Raw genomic sequence first — 17224 nt, forward strand, 5'->3', positions numbered from 1 at the left:
AGGTGCCACGCTCAACACGGCGGGGTGACCTCGTACTGTCGACCCAGCGGGTCTGACTAAAACCCACGCGCCACAGAGCGCTCCGAGGCACCCCGCCCCAAACACCCCTAATTCAGCAGACTCCTAGAGCCGGGCGTCGACGTCACCCTCGACATCGACAGGGATTTCGAACACGGCGTGCTCGTCGACTAGGGCGACGTGGAGGCCTGCGGCTCCCGGCTGGCCGTCGCCGACCTCGCGTTCCAGGGCGCCGGCCGCCAGCGGCTGCACCTGGCCAACCGCGGGGACACCCCGGCCCGGGTGTTGCTGCTCGGCGGCACCCCGTTCACCGAGGAACTGGTCATGTAGTGGAACTTCGTCGGTCGCAGCCACGACGACATCGTCAGATACCGCGAGCAGTGGCAGAACCACGACGACCGCTTCGGCGCCGTCGAGGGTTACCGCGGCACCACGCCCAGACTGCCCGCGCCACCGTTGCCGAACGCCACCCTGCGTCCCCGTCCCCATCCCGGGGTATAGAGGGGGGCATGACCACCGACAAGAACGGCGCCCCCACCGAGGTCACCGACGACTCGGACCGCTTCAGCATCTCCGTCGACGGCACGAAAGCCGGCTTCACCGAGTACATCGACCACGACGGACAGCGCATCTTCCCGCACACCGAGATCGACGACGCGTTCGGCGGGCGCGGCCTGGCGACGATCCTGGTGCAAGAGGCGCTGGAGGTCACCCGTGCCGCGGGGCTGCGGATCGTGCCGGTGTGTTCGATGGTCGCGGGCTTCATCGACAAGCACCCCGAGTTCAACGACGTCGTCGATCCCGTCACCACCGACGTCAAGCGGATCCTGTCCCGGCGCTGACCGCGACTTCACCGACGGGCTGCGCTGAGCCGACCCGGGCGCGGCCGCTATCGTCGCCGCGGTGAGCAGCCGGGCTTTCTTCCTCGCCGACGGTGACGCGTTCCGTCCCACCGACTGGGCCCGCGGCCCCTGGGGCCAGACCATCAGCGGCAACTACGTCGGTGGGCTGCTCGGCCACGTCATCGAGCGGGACGCCGGAGATCCCGAGCTGCAACCGGCCCGCCTCACCGTCGACCTGTTCCGACCTGCCGCGCTCGCCGACTCCGTGCATGTGCAAACCACCGTGGTCCGGGAGGGCCGGCGCCTCAAACTGGTCGACGCCGTCATGACGCAGTCGGGCACCGTCGTAGCCCGGGCCAACGCCCTGTTCCTGCGCCGTGGCGAGCAGCCGCCGGGCGAGCGCTTCAGCACCCGAGTGACGATGCCGCCCATCCCGTCCGACTCCGAGTCCGTTCCCGACGACATCGTGACGGTGGTGTGGACCTACGGCAAGGACGGTGACACCCCAAGTCTGGGGCTCGGCGCGTGGGCGCACGACGGCCCGAAATACATCTGGACCCGGGAACTGGGCCCGATCGTCGGCGGCACCGCGCTGACACCGTTCACCCGGGCGGCGCTCGCCGGTGACATGGCGAGCTCACTGACCCACTTCGGCGCCGACGGGCTGCCGTTCATCAACGCCGACTACACGCTGACGCTGAGCCGGCTGCCGGAAGGGCCCTACCTCGGACTGGCTGCGCTGACCCACGACAGCAACGCCAGTGTCGCCACCGGCACCGCGGTGGTGGTCGACGAGGTCGGACCGATCGGCACGGCGACGGCCACCGCGCTGACCAACCCAGGCTTCAACCCGCCGCGCGCATTCAGCTGAGGTAGCGCTCGCTCAGCTCAGGTAGCGCTCGCTCAGCTGAGGTACTGTGCGGTGCTGCCCGACACCGGCATGCCCTGCATGCCGAGCTTGCGGTGATCCCAGCTGCGCATCCGGGACGGCACGACCCGTACGCAGATCCGGTTGTTCATCATCTGGTCGACGAACGGGCGCATCTCGTCAATGTAGGGGCCGGTGTAGCGCTCCCAGACGCTGATGCCTACGCGCAGTGAGGTTTCCGGGTCGTCGTAGATCTCGGCCTGACCGTCGATCGACACGCCGCGCAGCGTGTCGTAGGACAGGCCGTCCTCGATCATCACGGTGATCGTCGGGTCCCGGCGCAGGTTCACGGCTTTCTGCGACTTGGCCTTGGTCTCGAACCAGATCTCCCCGTCGAGGACGGCGTACCACATGGCGACCAGGTGCGGCCTGCCGTTCGGCAGCAGGGTCGCCATGGTCGCCGTGCGGCTGCGTTCGATGAACTCGGTGATCTCGTCGTCGGTCATCACGATCTTTGCGCGTTCGTTCTTGCCCACGCGTCGATACTGGCAGGTCGGCTTTCGGGCCGTCCGCCCGCATGATCTTCCCCCGACGCGTTTCGAACGCACGTGCGATGGGCATCCCGCAGCGCAGCGCATGAGCCACAACACGACACAGGCACCCCGGGAGAACGCCGAGAAGGACACCTCGCAGTGGGTCACCGGAGATGAGCCGATGACCGGTGCGCAGCGCAGCTACCTGCACACGCTGGCTCAGGAGGCCGGCGTCGAGGTGCCCGAGGACGCGACGAAGGCGCAGGCCTCCGAACTGATCGACGAACTCCAGCAGCGCACCGGCCGCGGCGAACAGGGTTGAGCCCCCGAATCATTGGGGACGGAGCCGCCGACGGACGGAGCGGTCAGCGCACCAGGGTGGCGCCACCGTCGAGACGGATCTGCTGGCCGGTCATGAAGCGTGACTCGTCGCCCAGCAGGAAGAGCGCCGCGTACACGGCCCCCACACATTTGCCGCGACCCATCTTCAGTTTGACCACCTCGAGGTAGGTCTCCTCCACCTCGTCGGCCTCCAGGCCGAACAGCGTCTGCGAATCGTGGTTGCCGAGAATGGAATCGATGGGCCCGAGCATCAGGGTGTTGGCGCGGACACCCGCACCGGCGAACTGCACCGCCGTCAGCTCGGTGATGTAGTTCAGGCCGCACTTGCCCAGTGCGTACGGCATGATGCCGATGTTGAGGCCCACCTCGTTCTTCATGCTGGCGATCGACGAGAAGTTCGCGATGCTGCCCGTGGTGTCGCCGTCGTTCTTCTCCCTGCACTGCGCGGCGTACAGGTTGCCGTAGTAGCACCCCAGCACGTTGACGTTGATGCCGTGGTTGAAGTCCTCGGTCGTCATCGAGTTCGCTTCGCGATCGAACGGCGGGTTGATCGCCACGCTGTACACCATGCCGTCCACGCGTCCGCTGGTCTGCATCGTCACGTCGAAGGTCTTCTGACAGTCTGAGGGGGACCCGTTTGGTGGTCCAGTCGCTCTGCGACTTGGGGTTGGTGGGTCGTGGTCCACTGTAGAGCGAACTCGGCTGGGGTGAGTTCGCCGTGCGCGAAGTGGGGTCGGTTGGCGTTGTAGTCGGTCCGCCAGTCTTCGATGATCACCCGGGCCTCCAGCAGTGAGTCGAAGAACCACGAGTTGAGCAGTTCGTCACGCAGGCGACCGTTGAAGGATTCGATCCAGGCGTTCTGCCAGGGTGAACCGGGATCGATGAAAAGTGAACCGGCACTGTTGAATCGACACCAATCACTCACTGCATGCGCCACAAACTCGGGACCGTTGTCGAAGCGTACGTAGTGCGGCGCCCCGTGTGTGAGGGCCAGGCGATCCGGCACGTCGACGACGCCGTCGGGGTTGATTCTTCCTTGCCCGCAGACCGGGCAACAGAGTCGCACAACGACTGGACCACTACGAAAGGCTCACCTCAGCAGGTCGGGTGCCGGCTGTTAGAGGTGACCGACTCTGGCTATTACGCCTGGCGATCACGGGCCCCAAGGGTCTACCGGGCACCCGTCGTTCCCGGCCCCGTCACAAGACTCCCGCGGCGACTGACCTGGTCGAGCGGGTGTTTACCCGTGATGCTCCAAATCGGTTGTGGGTCACCGACATCACCGAGCATCGCACCTATGAGGGTGGCGAGTCCCACCCACCAACCCAAGGCCGCATAACCACGGACCGCCAAACGGGTCCCCCTCAACGACACCTCGACAGAACGGGAGGACACCCCCGCGGCACTGACCGCGTGAATCCATTACGACGAAGAATCACACGACGACGTCGTACACCACGTCCCTGGACTTGACCTCCTTCGACCGGAGCTACTGGCGTCAGACACCAGCAGCATCCAGGAGTTCCGCCCTTCTCGGTGGAGCCACACGGGTGGGGGAATTTCGATGAGCGTCCGTGGGAAATATCAGCGAGCGCGGTCAGCGTCGTGCGACGGACTCATTCACGGCGACCGGGCTAACCCGCACGCCCGCTGCATTGCCGGGCGCCGCACAGCCGCTTCCGCTACATCGGTTCACGACTCTGTCGGCCTTCAGGATCGAAACGACGTGCTCCCGTAGCAGGCGGCATTGCCCACATCAAGAGTGCTTTCGCAGATGATCTTTCCGCCAAGAGAGATTCGGACTGTCACCCAATTATTGGGCATGGCCTCTGGGCACCACGCGCGCCCGTCACACACGCGAGGCCGCCAGTCGGCGCGAACCTCTGCACCGTCGACTGACGGACTGTGAGCGTCCAGCACGGTTACGCTGGTTCGCCATGGCAGCGGCACGTCATAAAGTACTTTTCGCCCGGAGGAGTCAAAATACTGAATTTTTGCTGCGGCGACATTGTTCGAGAGGACCTCATACGTAACGGTATCCGCTGCGCGAGCTCCAGGCGACATCACGATAGAAAATAGGCTTACAACCGAGGTTATAACCGCAAACTTCATGTGGATCATTGGGGCCCTTCCCGCACGTAAGATTGCCGAGCTGAACGCGAGCGGACGGGCGTCCCCATGCGCCAAGGTGGTTGAATGCCCGTCGATGTCGCGCCCATTGCAATATTGTTAGGCGCCGGCTAGCAAGTACACGATCAATATGTTATTAGTCGCCTCGTTTAGCCGCACGTCTATTCCTAGGTCCGTGTAAGAGCAATCGGGGATTACCGCATGGCCTTGCAGCAACGCACCCTTTATCGCATCGGCTTCGTTGGTCAGGGCACCCTGAAGCAACACTGCCTTGTTGCCGCCGTAGCCGAGATCCTTCAGACCGGGCATTGGGTCGGTGATCGGTTGGTACGTTGAAATGTGGTCGATATAGTCGTCGGTCGACTTATTGACGATCGCGGCTGCTTTCTCGGCAATCGGGTTGTAGGTGAACGGCGGGCATGACGTTCCGCCGCGTGCAGTCACTATCGCATCCCTTGCGTTGTCCACCGGATCCGCGAGAGCTGACGGCGTCACCACCATGCCACCAGAAAAAAGCAGCGCGCATGCGACTACCAACCGGAAGGGCGTCCAGCGGTTTGGCGGTATCGCCGTCGCCTCGCGGTCTAGAGGTGGAGCAGGCGATTGCCCTTTCATTCACAAATCCTTTCCTCAAAACCAAGAATGGACTCCGCAGGCGTGCAGAACCATTTACTTATTCTCCCAACGCGCCGTGAAGCTAACCGGGCCACCGTCAAAAAGACATTCCGTCAACAAGACCCGTAGCTCAGGCACACACGCGTGGACCTCTCGTCGTAGGCCTTGAACCATGTCCCGGTCGCCGTCATCAAAAACTTGAACTCGCCGCGCCCGCAATAAAGGCTGCTATCCGGCCGTATAGCGCAGGTCGTCGAGTTGTAGGTTACGTAGCTGCGCGGCGGCAGGGTCACATGAGCTTGTCCAGGAGGGAACTGAATGGCGGCGGTCCAGCCGTGATGGACGGACCGATTTCCGTTGAACCACGCGATGTGATTGCTCCCCGGGGGCGCACCCGGGATATTGCCAGTGCAACCAAAGCTTCCCTTGTCCCAGATTCCGCAGTTGAGTCCAGTGGGTGACAGGAACCAGACACCGGGACGGTCAGCGAGGAAGAAACGGTCTGGCTCAAATCGGTCATACCATGCCAAAACATGCATCAATTCTGGGAATGGATCCGGGGCATCCTCTGCCGGCTCCGCATATCCCGGAACCACGGTGCTGAACATCAATATGGTTGCCGAGGCAATGCCCGCCAACCACCTCCAAGGGCGCGCACGGTGATGCAATCGCTCCTCCTTTGAGCAGCCCACAAGTTGCGAAAGGCAACGACGTTGGCTCATCCCACACTCCCCAAATCCATTTAATTCAGCTGATGAAGCCCAGCGGACCCGGCGCCGCCAGCGCGATGGCAACCGGTGGTGACGTCGCCGATCGAGGTCGAGAATCGTTCAGCGCCTGCGCTCGATGCCGTGGACTCCGCTACGGATCGAGCCGAATCGCACGCTCGCCGTCTAACCATCAGTGACCGGACGCACTCTTACTCGCATACGTTCGAACGATGAATTCTGCTACCCCAACGCAACACTCTGTGCACCGATGGACCTGTGAACCAGGCGGCTTGATGACTCTTGATGCCGGCATTGACATTGGACAGGTGCTGCCACAGTAGGTAGAAACTCTCACCTTGATAGATGGGGAAGTAGACGTTCCCCGCGTGGTCGGTTGACTGAGTGAGTGCTTGGGCGCGGGGGGCGAGGAAGCCCACCGATTGGTCGATATTCGTGGTGACTATGTCGACTTGCTGCTGAAGGTCGCCAATGCTGTAGTCCCAGTCGGAACCCGAACCCATGTAGACCCCGGGTCCATTAGGTGTGATCCGGTTGAACTGCAGCCTATTGATCTGGCGCATCAACTCGTCATATTGTGCGTTGAACCATTGACACATCTCCCGTTCCGCGTTGATGTCCGCATCGGTCACCCTATTTTTGGTTTGGTCAAAAGGAAATGGAAATTTCGGCACCCAGTCCGAAGGTGTCGGAATGATCACTGGTAATGGCACGGGAGGCCGTGCGTAATCGGATGGATCGGCTCGCGAAGCGGGCCCAACCGCGACTGACACGCCGGACAACACGATGAAAACGCATGTGAACGAGCCGACGGCGCGACTGAGGCGGCTCTGCATCGCCTTGCCCTGCGCCGCAGAAGCCCCAACCGCCCGGCGACGACCTTGAAAGCCGCCACCTGAACCTTGCCGCCTATCTCGACCCATCATGAATCACCTTTTCGGAGGTCTATTTTGGTGCTAGCGCGTCGCCAACTCCGCCAACATCTGTGATTTGCCAATCCTTATTACTGTCGATTGTGACGCTATATGTCGCGGTCGACTGCAGTGGCTCCGGCGCTTGCGCAGTCTTGGTAAGGACGCTTACAAAAGCGTCGACGACATAGGCCCCGTCGGTGACTGTCCGAACCTTTGCCGCCAGTGGGTGTGCGGTGGAATTCCATTGAAGTGGTACCAAAATCTGTTCCATTGACGTGGCAGCCTTGGACAACTTGTCTTTCAGTTCAGGACTGGTGCCCGCGACAAGCCTGTCTTTCCAGGCATTGAGGTCTTGGTAGTTCATTGCTGCCGCTTCACCCGCGTATTGCAGCGCTATCTTCTCGGCGTGCACGTTGTTTTCGGATTGACGGGCCTGCTCGTCGAGTTGGTGTCGCGCTCCAACGTAGAGCCAAGACAGCACGCCGATCGCGCCGACAAGGACGACGATCACCACGGAGGTCACCGCGCCACGTAGAGAGACCGAGAGTTGCACTCGTCTGGAGTTCTCACGCTGAGGTACGTCTTTGGCCGCCGACGTCTCCTCAATGGCGCCTTCGTCCGCGGGCTCAGCTGCGGCAGCATCTATTTGGGCCGAATTCGGCACGGCAGCGTCTCGTTCGCTTTCGACCGTCATTAGAATTCCTCACTTCGTGATCTAGGGCAGTCACCCTGCCCATTTACTTCGGGGGGACGGTTACGCGCAGGGTAATCGCGCCGTCCTCGGGTACTGTCTCCAGGATGTTGGTCAAGATCTGACTGGGGTCGAAGTTCAACAGTGCACCGGCGATAGCCCTGACGCGTGGCCGAAATGCTTCGCCCAGCACTTTGAGGTCACCGCCGTTGGCGTCCAACAGTTTCTGGATTCGGTTGATGAAGAAGCCGAATGTCTTCATACCATCCGGGGCTATCTCGAGGGCACCCACCGAAAACCCTTGCAAGGTCTTGGAGGCATTTTGGGCGCTCTCTCGGAGATCGGGCGCCGTGGCAGCGAGCGTGGGCCCAACCCATCCAGCGTTGCGTAACAGTGTTTGAAAATTGCTCAACAAGACCCGGCCCTGGCCGTGCATATTCGCTGCGGTGTTTCTCAGCATCTCGCTGGCGTGCGCCAAGTTGGGCAGTGCCGAGTTTGGATCCGGCAACGCTGTATCTGCTTCGCTGATGATGCGTGCGAGCGCATCGGGGTCGACCTGATTGAGTAGCCGCGTAACGCTTGCCGCCAGTTCGGTTATCGATGGTGGTTGCTCCACCATCTCGGTTGAGATGTGCTGGCCGTCGCGCAACATAGGACCGTCATGGCGCCGCGGGAACAGTCCGATATAGCTTTCTCCGAGGGCGGACAGGTTATCGAGCCGCACATCGCAGTCGGCGGGGATAGGGAAGCGGTCGTCGACGTAGAAGTCGATGGTGGCTCCGCCGACGGATGACGCGATATGGCTGACTTTGCCGACCGGAACGCCACGCAACAGAATATTCGAATCAACGACGATGCCATTGATATCAGCCACCGTCATGGAGAGATTGACTCTGTTATCAGGCGGCTTGAGCCGCACACCGAGCGAGCCGATGTAGGTCACCGCAAACACAATCATCACAGCAAACGCCAGAAACGACAGGAAATTTCGGCCCTTCATGGTGTCCCACCCAAGATCCGTAGCACGTCCTGAACGTTTCCCGAAATTTCCCGGCCGTCCGGACTCATTATCGAAGTAATGTTGATCGCGGGATATTTATCCTGCGGGAGGAAGAATTCAGTGAGTAGCCGGCGCCATGCAGGCCCCTCCTCTTCGAACATCCTCTTGGATTGCTGAGTAGCGCCTGCCGCATCTCGCAATGAATTCAGTAGGGGCACCAGCCAGAAACCACCGGCGTAGATACTCCCGGTAGAGGGGAGGATGGTTCCGACATATGAAAATATCTCCAAGAACCGACGAAAAGCGGTCATCCCTTCCTCGGAGAACATCTCCTGCAAAACCGGGATCTTGCGATGTGCGACATCTATGGTCTCGGACACGCCGTTGAGCCACAGGTCAACGAGATTCATGTTGTTCGACAGGTCCCCGAGGTCGGCTGCCACTTGGGAAGCCATTTTGCGGATCCCGTCCTGGCCCCCGGGCGGCTGGATTCGGTTGATACGGGCGATCGACTCTTGAACGCGTTGGATGGAACCGCTCGACACAAAATTCGCCATGTGGGCGATGGTGTCTTCGAGTTGCGGTGGAGATGTGGTCTGTGCCAGCGGGATGCGGGCACCCGGACTCAACGCGGGCGCCGGCGCCTGGTCGGTTGTCGGTCGCTCGAGAGCGACATAGATGTCGCCCAAGACCGTGTCCTGCTGCAGAACCGCTCGGATGTCAGAGGGCACCGCGACGCCTCGCTCAATAGTCGAGGTGACGTCAACCGCACTGCTGGACAGTGCCACATCCGATACGACCCCGACGGTGGTGCCGTCCAAGACCACCTTTGCGCTGTCCGGCAAATTGAGTACGTTGGCGAATTCGATGACGATGTCGTATCCATCGCTATAGCTACTTCCCGGCGCAGGCAGCGAGCTCACGTTGAGCGAAGCACACGAGGAAACCGTAATGACGGTGGCAACGGCCGCGACCAACCGCCAATTCCGGCGGTTCATCGGTTCGCCTGGGTGAGTACGTACTGAAGCAGCGCAACATCAACCGCGTATGGCTGCCCGGCAACGTTCGCGCAGCTCCCCGGCGTCGAAGAATTCATGATGCCACACAGCGCCCACCCGTCGGGGGTTCTGATGCGATACAACGGCGGACGGTAATTGATATTGAATTCACGGTTGTTGAAATGGCCCGCCAGCGTATTGACCCACCATGGAACCGGGTTCAGGAGACTTGCCACCCACGGCGCGTGTGCACTCAGTTTCCGCAGCGCAACCGATGTCGCATCAAGCGTGAACTGAAACTCCCCACCGAGGTTTTCTTCTATGTCCACAACGGCTTTCACAGCTCCCATGAATCCTCCGACCATACGGTTGCCACCATCCAAGGTCACGGCGACGTCCGACATGTTCTGTTCCGCGTTCAGCAGAGCTTCTTTCAGCGGCCCTCTGATCTCGCTGACTGCTGAGGTCAGTTCGGCGAGGTTGGTGATCACGGACCCGATGTCGCTGATCACCTGATCGGGACTATCGACTACAGCCGATGACGTCGTTAGGAGCTTGTTTACGCCGGCGCCATTGTTGTGCAACGCTTGATCGAGCTGACTTACGACATCGCCGACATTCGTCGATTCAGCCGGATTGATTCCGTTGACGAAATCGGTCGCCGAACCTATCACTGCCGACACGCTTTTCGGGGTCCATGAACGGGAAAGCGGAATGCACTCGCCCGCACCGAGGTGGGATCCCGAATCAGCGTTGCCAACGAGTTCCAGCGACCGATCAGCAAGAATCGACGTCGACCGGACAATTGCTTTGACGTCACCGGGCAACAAACGCCGTTCAGTGATACTGAAGTCGACGCGTACGTCGGTTGCACCGGGGGTGATACTGGTGACCTCACCGATCTGGTAGCCCATCTGCGTCACCGGATTGCCGACGTATAGACCGATGCTGTCGGGCAGGACCGCGCAGTATTGGGCGTTGGCCTGTTCTTCGGGCGGCCCGCCGCACGAAGTGCCAACCGTCACCACCGCCGCCGCTGTGAGCGCGATTGCCACGACCCGGCGACGGTGAGGCGAACCTGACCCGGGCATCAGCACGGACTTCCGGGTATTGGCATACAGAGGTCGGTAGCCAATAGCTCTGGTGCCGCCTGCTGTGCGCCCAGGATCCGTTCGATCTTCACCCGCGTCAGGTGCAGCGCCCGAACGACTACACCGTTGCGTTCCGACCACATTCGTGATTTCTCCAACCAATCGCGAATTTTCACGAGAGCTTTGTCGCGGTGATTCTGATAAAAGATGAAGACCGGTGAAAGACCATCCATGATGTCACCGAAACCAGCCATGGCGCGGGCGAGCCCCTTGCTGTACAACGTAAGCGACTGCTCAATGATCGAAATCTTGCGTATCAAATCTTTGAGCTCATCTTTGTAATTGTTTACATCCTGCAGGTACTCATTGGACAGGTTGAGGATGGCGCTCACCTGCCCGCGTTGCTTCTCAATGGTGGACATTACGTTGTTGCCCGCATCGATGACCGCGGAGACCGATTCCAGGTTGGTACCGGTAAGCCCCCGCTGCACCTGGCCGAGTGATTCGTTGATGGGCTGTGGGGCGACATTGTCGGTGATCTTCGTCGCATCCGTGAGGGTGCGAATCAAACTGTAGGGCATGGTCACCCGTTCCACCGGAATAGGTTTGGTCCCCAGAGGCGTGTCACCTATTGGCGAGATGCTTACGTAATAGCCCCCCACCACGGTGAGCATGCGGACCTGCACCTGCGAACGGTCACCGACGAATGCGCTGTCGTCGACCCGTGCTTCGACCCGGACTTGGTCCGATTCCAGTGTCAGATCCTTCACCTTGCCAACGTTGATGCCGGCAATTCGTACTGGGTCTCCAGGGCGGATCGCCGCCGCGTCGTCGGTATAGAAGATGACGGTCTTCTGCCCGGGCGGACTGACATAAACCATGGCGATGAGCAGCGCGATAACGGTCATGAGTGCGAGGGCGCCGGCACCCCAGACAGTCGGGTTACGTAACACTTTCATCGGTTGCACAACACCACTTTTCGTCCATTGAGAAATACGTCCATTTCTGCCGGTAACTGAGCCCGTCCCCGGGAACACGCCAGGGGCGCACCAGCTTCAGGCGGCGGCGGAATGTTCTCCCACATGACCGGAACCAGCTTGAAGGCCTCCGTATAGTCGTCAAACACGGTGAACGCACGGTCGAAGGCTTCGTCCACGTTGGTTACGTTCTTGTTGGATTCCGGGCCGTAGACGAAATAGTCGCCATTGTTGCCCTCGGGCGGAAATCCCAAGTTCTTGACCACTTGCGCCGCATCGTCCATAAATTCGCCGTAGAGGTGGGCTTTTCGAAACTCGTCCAGAATTCCAAGCATGCCGTCGACCGGACCCTTGTTGAGCCAATCCACTATTTGGATCAGATCTTTTCCATGTCCGCCCATGGTGTCGGAGATGTCCTTCAGATTACGCATCAACGTGGCGATGACTTGCTGACGGTCCGCTACGAACCTGGTGAGCTTGTGGATACTTTCCAGCATCGGCGCCAAGCCGCCGCCATCACCCGAAAGATATGTTGCCGCGTTCGCTGTAAAGGTGTTCAGTTCGTCGGGATTCAGGGTGGCGATCACAGGTTGTAGCCCGTTGAACAATTCGGTGACGTCGAAAGACGGTTGCGTCATCGTCGTAGTCACGTCAGTAACGAGATCGGCCTTGGAGTAATTTTCCGCCGGATCGACGACATCTATGTAACGCAGTCCGGTGAGCGCCTCGAACTTGATGGCAAGTCGGGTGCCAGACACCACGCCATAGCGTTGGTCGCACGTCAACCTGACAACGGCGATGCTTTGACCGTTCCTTCGCTCAAGGTCGACCGACTGCACCTTCCCGACGCGAACTCCGCGGACCCGCACGTCGGCGTCCGCATGTAAGCCCGATGCGTCAGTGAACTCGGCCGTATACGCTCGCGTTTCCGCTGCTGTGGGCTGCTTGATCACGTTCGCCAACAGGATGAACAGGGTAACGGCGACTATGCCGCTGATCGCGAGTCGCCACAATGCCGCGCCGGTCTTCATCGGGCACCGCCCGCGGCAGCAAGTGGCGCCGCCACACCCGGCATGCTGTCGAGAAGAATACGAACTTGAAGCGCGCGCTGCTCAGGGGTCCCTGCGTACATCTTCTCAAGTCGGGTACGCAATTCCACGAGCATCTCCGACATGCCTTGGGGTCTCATCAAAGGTGGCACCACATCAGTCATCGCCCGGACACTGTCGATGACAGGCGTCAGATCGTCGATATGCGTGTACTCCAGCCTGCCGATAGCCCCAAAGAGGTTATCGGATACATACTGCATGAACGGAAGAATGACTGTTTGATATTCCTCCTCGCTGGCATTCCAAGTACCTTTGTTGAGTTTATTCGTACCGTGTGTTGCGTAGTAACCGGCGTCGAGCATCGCATCGGCGAACCCGGGGAACGCGACGCTTATTCCAGTCGCGTTTGTCAATAGTTGCGCGGTACTCACTGTTTGAGTTTCAGCCAGTGCATTCGCCGAGATCACCAGTGTCTCGGCCAGCGGATTCAACGCATCGGTGTATCGAGTGGCCTTCTCGACCACCTCGATCAGCTGGTTGGTCAGCGCCCCGGTGGCGAGTTTTCCAAGGCGGGATAGCAATGCCTGAAGTGTCGAATTACCTTTCGGCGTGATCGTCAACCGGGTTCCATCGGCGAGCGGCCGGCCACCCGTACCGGCGACTAGATCGATACCGGTCACACCAAAATAGTTGATGGTCCGGAAATCGATGCCCATTGCGTCAGTCAAGCCCTTCGTCGGCGATTTCTGCAGATTGGTATCCAGCAGAACACCGCCTCCGGACAACCTGGACACGGCGGTGACCTCCCCGACCTTCACCCCGTGCATGACCAGCTGCGTGCCCTTGGCGACGCCCGGTCCGACATATGGCGTCTCGATCGCCACCGAGATTTCATCGTCCGGTCGGCCGGCGAATGGCTTGAACGCGATGAATATGCCTGCAACCGCCACGGCGCAGAGCACGACAACTGTGCCGACGATGGTCAATGTTCGCTTCTCAGATGCCTCCGAGCCATGCAGGAGCATGTCTTCTCACCTAACCCTTGAACACGAACACTGGATGAAGGCCCCACATCGCCACGGTCAGTATCAAATCCAAAAAGATGATCGTGATCAGACTGGTCCGCACTGCACGGCCGGACGCTTGACCGACACCGACCGGTCCGCCGGAAGCAAAGTATCCGTAGTAGCAATGGATCAACGTCACCGCCATGCAGAAGACAGCTACCTTGATGACGGAGTACGCGAGATCTGTTGGCGTCACGAATTGAGCAAAATAGTGGTTATATGTCCCGCCCGGCTGACTGTGAAATACCCGGATGACGGTGTCCATGACGAAGAAATTGGCTATCAGGGCCACCAGGTATCCCGGCACCACCAAGATCATCGCGCCAATCAGGCGCGTACCAACCACAAACGGTACGGGCCGCAGGCCTATTGCTTCCAAGGCATCTATCTCTTCGGCAATGCGCATGGCGCCGATCTCGGCGGTCATCCGGCACCCTGCCTGTCCGGCGAACGCGACAGCACTCACTATCGGCCCAAGCTCTCGAACCCCGCCTATACCGCCGATGATCCCCGACAAGCCACCGAACCCGATGATGTTCAATACAGCAAACGCCTCAACTGCCAACGAGGCACCGACAGCAATGCCGAGGAGCAGTAATACGCTTATCGCACCGCCATCCACGATGAGCGAACCGCGGCCCCAAGCGAGGCTGTTCATTTGCTGCAGTGTTTGTCGTCGATATTTGACGACCGCGACCGGAACCGAACTGAAGGCCTTGGCAATGAAGACCACCCACTGTCCGACCTCACGGAATCCCCCGCCGACAGACCCCGTTGTCGCTTGTAACAAGCGCGAGCCACACCTGCTCGGCACCAGGGCGCGACCTGCGGAAGTCACTACGCCACCTCCATCGGGACGAACATCGACTGCAATTGCGTTATCGCCAGGTTGGCGAAGACGATCAGAACGACATTGACCACTACCGACGAGTTCACGGCATCTGCGACACCGCGCGGGCCCCCCTTCGCCTCCATTCCGCGAAGCGATGAAACTATTGCCACGATTGCCCCAAAGACGACCGTCTTGGCGATGGCAAACCATACGTCCACCACCTTCGTGAACGTCCCAAACGACATCCAGAAACTTCCCGGTGCCACATCGGAAGCCCCCACTGCCATCAAGAACGCCGACGCAGTTCCCGACGCGACGATGAAGATGCACAGAAGGGGGGATATCAATAGCAGCGCGAGAAAACGCGGCACTACCAACTGGCGCACCGGGTCAACACCCATTACTCGCATTGCGTCGAGTTCTTCACGGATGGCGCGGGCCCCGAAGTCGGCCGCGATGGTCGAAGCTGCTGCGGCACCCATCAACAGCCCCGCAGTCAGCGGTGCTCCCTGCCGAATGACACCCACGCCGGCCGCGGCGCCAAGCAGCGAGGTTGCCCCCAATTGATTGACGAGCCCCGACGTCACGATGGTGGTGATTGCGCCGATCGGAATGGCCATCAGCAGTGCGGGCATGGTCGTCACCTTCAACAAGGTCCATGCCTGCACGAACACCTCGCCGACCGCGAGCCTCATGGTGATGACATCGGTGACGACGTAGCGAATCACGTCCGCGAACAATTGGACACCACGACCTGTCGTGGCCGCGGTACGCCTTGGAATCATTCCCACGTGCCGGGCTGCGCTGAACGGGTACGCCTTGAGGCGTGACTGGCGCACCTTGCTCGAGCCCGACGTCGATGCACCCTGCGGGTGATCGTAGTCAACGGGTGTGGTCATGAACCACCGTCAAAACGCTTGCTAGGACGCGTGCACTCCGGCGTGGCGATGACGACCACCGGTACTGGCGTCGGCACTCTAGCTGCCATGCGAGAGAAACCGGTTGCAAGGAATAGACGTCCACACTGCGCAGCGCGGCGGCGCGATGCATCCGTAGGGCCTGAGGCCGCCCGGGGTTGACGTGCCGGCTCCTGGCTCCAACCGTCGTTGAGGAGGTACAGGCCGCCTGGCACGCCGCACCTTTCAGCAGTGGATCCGATCAGAGACCACAGCTTCATCAAGAAAACGTCCTCCCTGTTGGCACGTTCGCTAGAGTTGCGCCGCGCCCCACAAAGACCACGGCAGTGTGAGCAAACTCGCTAAACATATGGAGGATTACCGTAGAGCGCCACTTTCGGTTTGGCAAGCGGTCGCCCTGACCTGTTGAGCATGCAGGGGTGCGGCAGCTGTCCCAGTCAACCGGTCGTGATCGGATGAGCAGCACTACGTGTAGGAGACGCAAGGTTGCCAGGATGAAGACGGCGGTAACCCTTGTGGCTTTGACGGCCTTCCCTTGAGTCGGGATCTAGGGCCGACCTGGGTTGGGTCGCCTCAATGAGGCATACTGCGCTGCTGCCCTTTTGACGTCTTCGCTGTATGCGCGCCTACACCCGACCCACCTAGAAGCGCGTGATGACAACTGCACGGTACTGAACCCGGTCGGCCCCCTTATTTGTTCGCTAGGACCAGATTTGTTCGCTAGGACCAGATCTGTACATGTCGCCTCAACTGTTGGACCGCTATTACCGAACGAACTGGCGGGTTTTGCGAAGGCCGGGCGGCGGTCTGTGCGGTCCGCCGGCAGACTCGTTTACGCGGATCTGTTACTTCGCCGGCGTGGCGGTGAAGCGCCGGTTCACCAGGTCAGCGGGGGTGTCGAGGCCGCTCAGGTTGGGTTTTCGCCGCCCTGGGCGCGGCAGCCCGTACAGCCCGTACTCGGCCATGATCTTGTTGACCAGTTTGTGGTTGACGTTCGTCTCGTAGTCGGCCAGTAGCGCGGCGCGGACCCGTCGACGTCCGTAGGTGCCGCGAGAACGTTGGTGGATCTCGGTGATCGTGTCGGCCACGATCAGCCGGCGCACCTCACGGTCCGGAACAGGGCGTGTCGGTGATACTGCAACAGCGAACGCGCTGATCTCGTTATCCGGCAGGCGGATCGGGCGCAATGTCCTCGCCCGATCAGCCCTTCAGCGATCGCGCGTCGGCGTTTTGGCGGCACCACCGCCTGCCCGTCGAACAACGCGCAGGCATCGCGGGTCAAGGCCAGCTCGGCCTCGAGCTGCGCAATGCGATTGTGCGCGGAACAGGCCCGTCGGCCTCCACGCTCGGGGTGCCCTCCCCACCTCAACAGGGCCGAATCCGGTGTCGCGTAGAGCGGGCCGCCAGTCGTGGCGCAGGTCCACCGGCACGCCGACAGGTGTCGTTGGCACGGTGACGCCGCGCGACTCCCACGTCACGACCTTGGGTTGCGTCCAGCAGAGTGGTGTACGAGTCGAGACCTGATCAACGGTACCGGCGTGTCGTAGCCGAGTGATTGAAGGTCATCGCGTGATTCTTCGAGGGACCGTCCAAAGTCACTCGAGCAAAGGAA

At 60.7% G+C, this 17224-nt stretch carries 17 protein-coding genes and 2 pseudogenes; 4 read left to right on the forward strand and 15 right to left on the reverse strand.

The annotated features are described in order from the left end of the window. Positions 1-123: 123 nt before the first annotated feature. From BHQ18_RS28145 to BHQ18_RS28155, 3 genes and pseudogenes are all read left to right on the forward strand, one after another. A pseudogene (locus tag BHQ18_RS28145) lies at positions 124-519 on the forward strand (pirin-like C-terminal cupin domain-containing protein); the annotation flags it as partial. A gap of 8 nt (positions 520-527) precedes the next feature. Next, positions 528-860, forward strand: coding sequence for a GNAT family N-acetyltransferase (locus tag BHQ18_RS28150; RefSeq protein WP_069416932.1), 333 nt, complete (start codon positions 528-530; stop codon positions 858-860). A gap of 61 nt (positions 861-921) precedes the next feature. Then, a complete protein-coding gene (locus BHQ18_RS28155) occupies positions 922-1731 on the forward strand; it encodes an acyl-CoA thioesterase domain-containing protein (RefSeq protein WP_069416933.1) in 810 nt (269 codons plus the stop codon). Between the two features lie 32 nt (positions 1732-1763). On the opposite strand, the gene BHQ18_RS28160 is transcribed toward BHQ18_RS28155, so the two are convergent. Further along, positions 1764-2264: a pyridoxamine 5'-phosphate oxidase family protein gene (locus tag BHQ18_RS28160; protein WP_069416934.1), complete on the reverse strand. Its 501-nt coding sequence runs from the start codon at positions 2262-2264 to the stop codon at positions 1764-1766. Between the two features lie 100 nt (positions 2265-2364). Here BHQ18_RS28160 and BHQ18_RS28165 point away from each other — a divergent pair, with 100 nt between their 5' ends. Then, positions 2365-2583 carry a DUF3072 domain-containing protein gene (locus BHQ18_RS28165; protein ID WP_069416935.1) on the forward strand — a complete coding sequence of 73 codons (219 nt, stop codon included), beginning with the start codon at positions 2365-2367 and terminating at the stop codon, positions 2581-2583. Positions 2584-2626: 43 nt separating this feature from the next. On the opposite strand, the gene BHQ18_RS28170 is transcribed toward BHQ18_RS28165, so the two are convergent. The 14 genes and pseudogenes from BHQ18_RS28170 to BHQ18_RS28230 form a co-directional block, all read right to left on the reverse strand. Next, on the reverse strand, positions 2627-3199 hold the full coding sequence (locus tag BHQ18_RS28170; RefSeq protein ID WP_109789439.1) for an SDR family NAD(P)-dependent oxidoreductase: 573 nt from the start codon (positions 3197-3199) through the stop codon (positions 2627-2629). 2 nt (positions 3200-3201) lie between these two features. Further along, a pseudogene (locus BHQ18_RS28175) lies at positions 3202-3633 on the reverse strand (integrase core domain-containing protein); the annotation flags it as partial. Between the two features lie 1199 nt (positions 3634-4832). Further along, positions 4833-5348: a hypothetical protein gene (locus tag BHQ18_RS28180; protein ID WP_234794357.1), complete on the reverse strand. Its 516-nt coding sequence runs from the start codon at positions 5346-5348 to the stop codon at positions 4833-4835. 919 nt (positions 5349-6267) lie between these two features. Further along, positions 6268-6912 carry a hypothetical protein gene (locus tag BHQ18_RS28185; RefSeq protein WP_069416936.1) on the reverse strand — a complete coding sequence of 215 codons (645 nt, stop codon included), beginning with the start codon at positions 6910-6912 and terminating at the stop codon, positions 6268-6270. Positions 6913-7021: 109 nt separating this feature from the next. After that, complete coding sequence (locus BHQ18_RS29400; RefSeq protein WP_084294458.1) at positions 7022-7684, reverse strand: hypothetical protein; 663 nt, start codon at positions 7682-7684, stop codon at positions 7022-7024. A gap of 43 nt (positions 7685-7727) precedes the next feature. Then, positions 7728-8681: an MlaD family protein gene (locus BHQ18_RS28190; protein WP_069416937.1), complete on the reverse strand. Its 954-nt coding sequence runs from the start codon at positions 8679-8681 to the stop codon at positions 7728-7730. Continuing rightward, positions 8678-9679: an MlaD family protein gene (locus tag BHQ18_RS28195; protein WP_205866210.1), complete on the reverse strand. Its 1002-nt coding sequence runs from the start codon at positions 9677-9679 to the stop codon at positions 8678-8680. The genes BHQ18_RS28190 and BHQ18_RS28195 overlap by 4 nt, the downstream gene beginning before the upstream one ends. Continuing rightward, positions 9676-10770, reverse strand: coding sequence for an MlaD family protein (locus BHQ18_RS28200; RefSeq protein ID WP_205866211.1), 1095 nt, complete (start codon positions 10768-10770; stop codon positions 9676-9678). Before BHQ18_RS28200 ends, BHQ18_RS28195 begins: the two co-directional genes overlap by 4 nt. Further along, positions 10770-11729: an MlaD family protein gene (locus BHQ18_RS28205; protein ID WP_069416938.1), complete on the reverse strand. Its 960-nt coding sequence runs from the start codon at positions 11727-11729 to the stop codon at positions 10770-10772. The genes BHQ18_RS28200 and BHQ18_RS28205 overlap by 1 nt, the downstream gene beginning before the upstream one ends. Beyond that, positions 11726-12778 (reverse strand): MlaD family protein, encoded by a 1053-nt coding sequence (locus BHQ18_RS28210; RefSeq protein WP_069416939.1) that lies wholly within the window; start codon positions 12776-12778, stop codon positions 11726-11728. Before BHQ18_RS28210 ends, BHQ18_RS28205 begins: the two co-directional genes overlap by 4 nt. Further along, positions 12775-13821: an MlaD family protein gene (locus tag BHQ18_RS28215; protein WP_069416940.1), complete on the reverse strand. Its 1047-nt coding sequence runs from the start codon at positions 13819-13821 to the stop codon at positions 12775-12777. The genes BHQ18_RS28210 and BHQ18_RS28215 overlap by 4 nt, the downstream gene beginning before the upstream one ends. Before the next feature lie 10 nt (positions 13822-13831). Next, positions 13832-14677 carry an MlaE family ABC transporter permease gene (locus tag BHQ18_RS28220; RefSeq protein ID WP_084294462.1) on the reverse strand — a complete coding sequence of 282 codons (846 nt, stop codon included), beginning with the start codon at positions 14675-14677 and terminating at the stop codon, positions 13832-13834. Positions 14678-14700: 23 nt separating this feature from the next. Continuing rightward, positions 14701-15594, reverse strand: a complete 894-nt coding sequence (locus BHQ18_RS28225) for an ABC transporter permease (RefSeq protein ID WP_069416941.1) — start codon at positions 15592-15594, stop codon at positions 14701-14703. Positions 15595-16457: 863 nt separating this feature from the next. Beyond that, a complete protein-coding gene (locus BHQ18_RS28230) occupies positions 16458-16715 on the reverse strand; it encodes a helix-turn-helix domain-containing protein (protein WP_069416942.1) in 258 nt (85 codons plus the stop codon). Between the last annotated feature and the right edge of the window lie 509 nt (positions 16716-17224).

Origin of the sequence: Mycolicibacterium flavescens, assembly GCF_001722335.1 — a bacterium.
GTDB classification, from domain to species: domain Bacteria; phylum Actinomycetota; class Actinomycetes; order Mycobacteriales; family Mycobacteriaceae; genus Mycobacterium; species Mycobacterium flavescens.

Bases quoted from the DNA above. Each gene is read 5' to 3' on its own strand.
- BHQ18_RS28150 (WP_069416932.1), top strand. From the start codon at position 528: ATGACCACCGACAAGAACGGCGCCCCCACCGAGGTCACCGACGACTCG.
- BHQ18_RS28165 (WP_069416935.1), top strand. From the start codon at position 2,365: ATGAGCCACAACACGACACAGGCACCCCGGGAGAACGCCGAGAAGGAC.
- BHQ18_RS28170 (WP_109789439.1), bottom strand. From the start codon at position 3,199: ATGCAGACCAGCGGACGCGTGGACGGCATGGTGTACAGCGTGGCGATC.
- BHQ18_RS28180 (WP_234794357.1), bottom strand. From the start codon at position 5,348: ATGAAAGGGCAATCGCCTGCTCCACCTCTAGACCGCGAGGCGACGGCG.
- BHQ18_RS28185 (WP_069416936.1), bottom strand. From the start codon at position 6,912: ATGCAGAGCCGCCTCAGTCGCGCCGTCGGCTCGTTCACATGCGTTTTC.
- BHQ18_RS29400 (WP_084294458.1), bottom strand. From the start codon at position 7,684: ATGACGGTCGAAAGCGAACGAGACGCTGCCGTGCCGAATTCGGCCCAA.
- BHQ18_RS28190 (WP_069416937.1), bottom strand. From the start codon at position 8,681: ATGAAGGGCCGAAATTTCCTGTCGTTTCTGGCGTTTGCTGTGATGATT.
- BHQ18_RS28195 (WP_205866210.1), bottom strand. From the start codon at position 9,679: ATGAACCGCCGGAATTGGCGGTTGGTCGCGGCCGTTGCCACCGTCATT.
- BHQ18_RS28200 (WP_205866211.1), bottom strand. From the start codon at position 10,770: ATGCCCGGGTCAGGTTCGCCTCACCGTCGCCGGGTCGTGGCAATCGCG.
- BHQ18_RS28205 (WP_069416938.1), bottom strand. From the start codon at position 11,729: ATGAAAGTGTTACGTAACCCGACTGTCTGGGGTGCCGGCGCCCTCGCA.
- BHQ18_RS28210 (WP_069416939.1), bottom strand. From the start codon at position 12,778: ATGAAGACCGGCGCGGCATTGTGGCGACTCGCGATCAGCGGCATAGTC.
- BHQ18_RS28215 (WP_069416940.1), bottom strand. From the start codon at position 13,821: ATGCTCCTGCATGGCTCGGAGGCATCTGAGAAGCGAACATTGACCATC.
- BHQ18_RS28225 (WP_069416941.1), bottom strand. From the start codon at position 15,594: ATGACCACACCCGTTGACTACGATCACCCGCAGGGTGCATCGACGTCG.